The sequence below is a fragment of the Candidatus Cloacimonadota bacterium genome (assembly GCA_020532355.1).
Classification (GTDB): domain Bacteria; phylum Cloacimonadota; class Cloacimonadia; order Cloacimonadales; family Cloacimonadaceae; genus UBA5456.
Map to the genome: position 1 here is coordinate 1 of JAJBBD010000082.1, position 4,258 is coordinate 4,258.

Below are 4,258 nucleotides of genomic sequence, written 5' to 3' on the forward strand. Positions count from 1 at the left end.
AAACAGGCGTCGAGGTATTTAAGTTATGTCTAAGAAGTTCCTCCAGCGGCATAACAAGGCATTGGCGGAGATCGCATCCAAAACGATCTCCGTCTTGCCTTTTATAGACGATAATCCTGAAGCCAAGACTGAGCGCATCAGAAGAACCACCGGAGAAGGTTGGGATGCTTTCTCGTTCTTCTGCCATACCTATTTCCCGCATATCTTCCCACTACCTTTCTGCCCAGCGCACGAGACTATGTTCGATGAGACTGATAAGGGCTCAGGCATCATCGGCATAACAGGCTTTCGTGGGCTGGGCAAAACGGTACTCATGGGAGTAGTCTATCCTATCTGGAGAATCATCAAAGGCGAACGCTATGTGATCCATACTGCAGCAGACGTAGATCTGGCACAGGAGCGCACAGCGTTTACCTTGCATGAGCTGCAGAACAATAAGCGGCTCACTATGGACTATCCTGAGCTGCATCCTGTGGATGCCTTCGATCTCGACTTCTATCTCAAGAACAAGGCAAGGATCAGAGCCAGAAGTATCAAGCAATCTCATAGAGGAACTATTAATCCCAAGACAGCTAAGCGGCCCGGACTGATTGTCTGTGATGATATCGATAAAGAAGAGAACATGGGCAACCAGTCCATCGGCAAGAGACGTATGGAGAAGATCTCCCAGGAGCTTGCCGGAGCTCTATCACCCGATGGCAATGGCAAGATCGTCTGGCTCGGTAACCTAGTGCATCCCAACTATGCGATCTGCCAGTTTCAGGAGCTCATATTAAGCGAAATGCTGGCAGATAATCCCGATCTGGACACAAGATACCAATCGGTACTGAAAACGCACCAGAAAGCGATTTTGCGCTTCTCACTCGAAGATATGCAGGGCAAGTCCACCTGGGAGGCTCAATACCCCACTGCCACTCTGCCAAGCTTACGAGCCAAGTTCGGGCAAACCGGATATCAAAGAGAGATGCTGGGACAGCCTGTAATCGAAGGAAACATCTTCAAGAACCACTGGTTCACCAAGTTTAGAACACTACCGGAACCATCCCAGATGAAGCGGGTCTGGCTCTATGCCGATCCTGCTTGGGGAGAGAAGGGCTGTTACAAGGCTGTTATCTCCATTGGTTACGATGGTAACAGGTTCTATGTGATCCACGTCTGGATACGTCAAACTGAGAACACCAAGTTCTTCAGATACTACTACGATGCCTATCAGGAGTTAGATAGAATCTACGGAGTGAAAGCCCGGGCAGCCTGTGAAACAACTTACGGGCAAGCTCGTATCCTGGCCGACTTCGATCGGTGGGCTACGGATATCAATCTACCTCCGATAAGCCACCGCATCAAGCGTATCGATAACAAGGATAACAAGAACCTGCGTATAGAGAGAACAGAGACCATCATCGAGACTACCAAGATACTCTTTCCTGAAGGTCAAGATACACCAACCCTGATCTCTCAGTTCCTCACCTATCCTGATGGCTTTATCGATGGCTGTGATGCCCTGGCAGGATGTCTGGAGAGGTTCTCTGAATATGATATCGGCAGGAATAGAGTGAAAGTCCGGAGGTTCAGCTTCTGATGAACTACTATGATAAGCTCATGCTTGAGTATTACCGGGTCCTGAATAATGCCTGGAAATCCGAAATCAAGGATGCAGCCAGGCTTGCCATCCAGATGATGAGTGACATGCCAAGAGCCGAGAAGATCAACAAGAACGCCATAGATAAGCTTATGGGTATCATCAATACCCAGTTGGGAGATGACTTCGCAGCACTGGTCAATGAGCCCACCAAAGCGATAATAGACCGCTGTGTGCGGCTCGGACTCAAGGACACGCAAGTACAAGCACCAACTAAAACCAACATCGGGCTCTGGGGCATCGAAGATCAGCACTTATCATCCACCATCCAGAAGCAGCAGTTGTTCTGGATCGGGAATCACTTCGAAGCTGATGTCAGGCAGAACTTCGCAGACACCCTCTCCAAAGCTATCGAGCAAGGCTATACCAAAGAGATGCTTGCCGATACCCTCAAAGACCAGTTCAATGACCTTGCCAACCGATCATCCCACTACTGGCAGGGACTAGCAGAGCATACCGCACTGAGAATCAGAGAGTTCGGGAGGCTGCAAGGCTACAAGAAAGCCAAAGCCAGATACTATAAACTGGTAGTGATCCTGGATGACCGCACTAGCGACATCTGCCGGGCTCTTGCTGCTCAGGATAAAGTCTACCCGTTAAACGATGCTCTGGAAGTGATGGACAACCTGATGGCTCTGGATACCAAGTCCAGCAGTCTGGATGATGCCAGAGACTATATCAAAGCACTTGCACCGTGGGTCAAAGACGATCAGATCGAATACGACTCAGAGATGAACCCGGTTGGGGTCTCAGGAACGCATACTCCCTTCCCACCGTTTCATTGGAAGTGTAGGACAAATTCTATTGCTATACACTGAAAGGTAATATTGAATATTAATATATTCACATAAAATATAAACCGCCAACATCAATGAAATAAACAATCTTTCTTTTTTGGACGATATCTCGCTATGTCTATAACTCAAACTTATAGCTGTTAGTATTATTGTTCAATAGCTTGTTATCATTATAGACATTCTGAAGATTATTATTATCACTAAAGGATAGCTTTGTCCAAACTGTTTTTCCAGTAAGCTCTGTAGTGTCCTTAGTCGTTGATATCCCATATGGTAATGAGAAGCCCATCAAATTAGTTAGTATAAAACGGTCATGAAAATCTGGCCAGATATACACATGAGCTTTATTATTGGTATTATAGCCTTGAAGTTTGTCTCTGAAAATGTTTTCCCAATACTCTCTTGATTGTCTTTCCTTTTGAGCTCCACTACCAGTATAACAGACTCTGTGTATATTTATCTCACTGCAATTATTATTATCGTTACATATAGAGAATATCTTAAAAAAATCCTCGTAATCATGCCTACTCGGGTCTAAATGTGGGTCGATAAAATTTATCGATTTTGATGTTTCGAGTAGCAGCTTTAGCGCAGCTATAAAGTGGTCAATACTACGTTCTAATCTTATTGAACTTCTTTCTTTATTCAACCATTCAGATTTATGTAATGAAGCCATATCGTTAACATTTATATTCCCTACCACTGTGACAGCATCTTGAATCGTGCTTTTTTGACAATTGGAAAATACTTCGTAGTCATCACTATGAATCAATAACACGTTGTCAAGAAAGCAACCAGTCTTTTTTTGCTTTGCTTTGGTACTATGATTTAATGTATGCAGCCTACCCTGCTTCCTCAGCTTTTCAATGACCTCTTTAGCATGTCGATGAGATCTCGTGTTTCCGGATTTTGCATATTCTAGCACCGCTTTGGTGCAAGCGTAGTCAGGAGTATCACAAACGACACAAAAATCAAAGAGCATTTTTTTCAAATGGTACAGGTTGACATTGGGTATAGAATCAAAATCTATAGCAAATACGCATGGAAGTAGAACTGCCTTTTCAAGAAGTGGTCTCAAAACAACTCCTCTAAGCCCTCTTCAAAAAAACCCCCTGGCCATGACCTAATCAAATCTCCATTCTTATCAAGTGGCATCTCAATTATACGACTTGACGATCCATCGGGTTGAACAAACAATACGCATACATCATCAGGTTTGAGAGGGAATAAACACTTCGGTAAATCTCCATTTGTTGTTTGCCGAATACGTTTCATTACTCTAAGCAGTATATGCTCACTATGTGTTTCGATTAAAAAACGATTCTTATTGGGTCCCATTGCTGTTTCAATAAATACATCGCTTAAATCAGATTGTAGTGCAGGATGTAAGTGGATTTCTGGTTGTTCGATAGCGATTGTTGCGTCTTTGTTAGCATATGAGTAAGCAAGGACAGGAAGTACTTGGCTGATTCCAACACCTATATCTCTATGACTTACTACTGTATCTGATCTTTTGTCAATCATGACTAACTCTGGAATTTTTTCAATCTTTGCTGTGTGTATCGCGTCAATAATTTTCTGTGCTTCAAGCTCTGAATCCTTAATAATCGGACATCCACCGGTTGGGCTTTCCTGATCATATGTTATATCGAAATCCAAATCTATTTGATCAATCCCCACAGTAAGGGTATCATAAATTTGATCAATATCAATCAACTCTCTAAGGGCAAGCTCATATGGTGTTTGAAGTCTATCATTAGATGAAAGCCACTTGTTTACTTTTCGTCGAACATCTTCATCTTTTCGTATGATATCCCAGGCA

Annotated in this window: 4 protein-coding genes; 2 read left to right on the forward strand and 2 right to left on the reverse strand. The window is 43.6% G+C overall.

What is annotated here, in order from left to right:
- Window positions 1-25: 25 nt before the first annotated feature.
- Complete coding sequence (locus LHW48_02725) at window positions 26-1,579, forward strand: hypothetical protein (protein ID MCB5259373.1); 1,554 nt, start codon at window positions 26-28, stop codon at window positions 1,577-1,579.
- Window positions 1,579-2,457, forward strand: coding sequence for a hypothetical protein (locus tag LHW48_02730; protein MCB5259374.1), 879 nt, complete (start codon window positions 1,579-1,581; stop codon window positions 2,455-2,457). Before LHW48_02725 ends, LHW48_02730 begins: the two co-directional genes overlap by 1 nt.
- A 97-nt stretch (window positions 2,458-2,554) precedes the next feature.
- Here LHW48_02730 and LHW48_02735 read toward each other — a convergent pair whose 3' ends face one another.
- Entirely contained in the window at window positions 2,555-3,514 is a 960-nt protein-coding gene (locus tag LHW48_02735) for a hypothetical protein (protein ID MCB5259375.1), read from the reverse strand.
- Window positions 3,511-4,258: AAA family ATPase (locus LHW48_02740; GenBank protein ID MCB5259376.1), on the reverse strand; the 748-nt coding region annotated here is incomplete at its 5' end. The genes LHW48_02740 and LHW48_02735, both read right to left, overlap by 4 nt.